The 2,067-nt window shown below is 51.6% G+C and carries 3 protein-coding genes and 1 pseudogene; 3 read left to right on the top strand and 1 reads right to left on the bottom strand.

Annotation, left to right across the window (positions count from 1 at the left end):
- The 3 genes and pseudogenes from HMPREF2743_RS04625 to HMPREF2743_RS04620 form a co-directional block, all read left to right on the top strand.
- A pseudogene (locus HMPREF2743_RS04625) lies at positions 1-238 on the top strand (hypothetical protein); the annotation flags it as partial.
- 343 nt (positions 239-581) lie between these two features.
- The gene (locus tag HMPREF2743_RS12365; protein ID WP_083321601.1) at positions 582-1,178 is read left to right on the top strand and encodes a ParA family protein; all 597 of its coding nucleotides are present in this window, start codon (positions 582-584) and stop codon (positions 1,176-1,178) included.
- A 10-nt stretch (positions 1,179-1,188) separates the two neighbouring features.
- Positions 1,189-1,425, top strand: a complete 237-nt coding sequence (locus HMPREF2743_RS04620) for a peptide transporter (protein WP_070818263.1) — start codon at positions 1,189-1,191, stop codon at positions 1,423-1,425.
- An 82-nt stretch (positions 1,426-1,507) separates the two neighbouring features.
- Here HMPREF2743_RS04620 and HMPREF2743_RS12850 read toward each other — a convergent pair.
- A partial coding sequence (locus tag HMPREF2743_RS12850) for a hypothetical protein (RefSeq protein ID WP_210400244.1) occupies positions 1,508-2,067 on the bottom strand: 560 nt, incomplete at its 5' end.

The following is a 2,067-nucleotide window of genomic DNA, read 5'->3' as shown; positions in this document are numbered from 1 at the left end:
CGGGGATACTGGAGACTACGAGTACGCACTCGACGCCGCCAACAGTGCCGCCAAACACCTGCAGGTAATACTGGCGGAACTGCCCGCTACTTCCCCACTGGCCCGCGACGCCGGCATACTCGCTAAGTTCGTGCGCGCGGCACAGAGAAATCTGTCTCAACAACGCCCCGCAGATAACCCAGACGAGCTCCTAGGTTTAGCCACCAGCCTCAAAGAAAAGCTGGAAGACGCTCAATAAAAGGAAACTCCCCTAGGCTTCTCGTCGTTGGAAGCACTAGGGGAGAAGCCACCTGCGGGGGTTGTGGCTTTTTGTTTTCCTTCCGTCCGACTATGCGCCGGGGGGGTGCGCTGCGGACACCCAAAACCATACCGCCTTACAGCGCGCCCGCAACCGGAATACCCGTCGACAAGTGGGTATTTTGAATTCGAGCTATACACATATACATATGTGATTGTGTATGTATATGTGTATAGCGAGTCTTATCGGGTGACCATTTGGCAGCTATCATCTGCATAGCCTGATATACACACATCCGTATGTCACTACCCGGATAAATCCTCCATGAATCTATTCTTTTTGTATGACTCGAGTAATTTCCGTAATTCAGTCGAAGGGCGGGACGGGGAAGACCACACTTTCGGTAATGCTCGCAGAGGCAATTCGGAAGATGGGTTATACGGTTGCAGTCGCAGACGGCGATCCCCAGCAATCTGCCACCCGATGGGCAACCAAAGTAAAGGATTTTCCATTTCCTATCGAATCTGTCCGCAGCTCAAGTGATTTCTCTGGAGTTGTCAGGAGGGGGAATAGTCCGGACTTTCTTATAGTCGATACCCCTCCAGGTGGTTTAGCTTTCATAACTGAAAGCGCCGAGTCTGCCGATTTAGTCCTTCTTCCAACTGGCGTTTCCCCGATGGATATTGATCGAACGCAGGTAACGCTTTCTTGGCTAATAGAAATGGGGATACCAACAGCAGTTGTTCTGTCGAATGTCGACAAAAGGGAAAAACTTCTAGATGAAGTCCATGCCGAGCTGGAGGGTGACGAGACTGCAGCGCTTGCTGAAACAGTCATCCCAACTAGAGCAGCCACGCGTCGCGTTTTTGGAACAAAGCCCAAAACTACGAAGGTTTGGGATTCTTTGGCCAAAGAAGTCGTCGCAGCATTTGAAGATTAAGGGGTAAACAGTGGCAATTCCAAAGGCTAAAAATAAGGCGCGGAAAGAATCGTCTGGAAATAGGTCGGAGAGCTCGCCTTCAACAAAGATGTTCGCTCAAGCTAATGATAAAGCGACACGCCTTCAGTTGTACGTCCGTGATCGACAATTGATTAAAGAGCTCAAACTCGCTGCAGTGGAAGAAGAGAAGAGCATCTCCCAACTTTTTGAAGAGTGGGCAACACGATGGCTCGAGGAAAGAAACTGATTACCTGGTGTATATGCCTATACACATGTACGTATATAGGCATATACACATGTGAGCGGTAGCGCATTGACCTCGCTGTTTTCTAAAGCTCTGGGCCTTGTTCGTCTTCAAGATCGTCAGCGGGTGCTTGTTCCTCGTTGTCGTGGTTGTTGCTGTGGGTAGTGGTGATGTGTGGTGCGTCATCTAGGCCGAGACTTGCAAGGAAGTCGAGGCTTGCTCGCGCACCCTCGTTCAGTTTCTCGACGTCCTCGTCTTCACTTGCCGCAGATTCATCTTCTGGTTTCTCTTCCTTATCGTTCTGTGGCGTGTCGCCTAAGCCAAGGCTGGCGATAAAGTCCATGCTTGCTTGTGCGCCGGGGTGGAGCTTCGGTTCTGGGGTGTTTTCTTCGTCTGATTGTTGGGCAGTATCGCTCTCGTCCTTGTCGTCGTGGCTTTGAGACTTCTCGGGGACTTCGTCTCCGAGTCCGAGGCTTGCGATGAAGTCGAGGCTTGCTCGCGCACCCTCGTTCAGTTCGCTGGTGTCTTCGCCTTGGGTGTTGTCGGTGCTTTCGTCTTCTGTTGTGGTCTCGGGTGCTGGTTGTGCTTCTTCTACGGTGTTCTGGACGGTGGTGTCTTGGACCTGACCCCTGTTTGGTAGACACC

The organism is Corynebacterium sp. HMSC036D02, from assembly GCF_001836165.1.
In the GTDB taxonomy this organism is placed as follows: Bacteria; Actinomycetota; Actinomycetes; order Mycobacteriales; family Mycobacteriaceae; genus Corynebacterium.
Note: the sequence above shows the minus strand (reverse complement) of the source record. Positions and strands in the feature narration are given on the sequence as shown.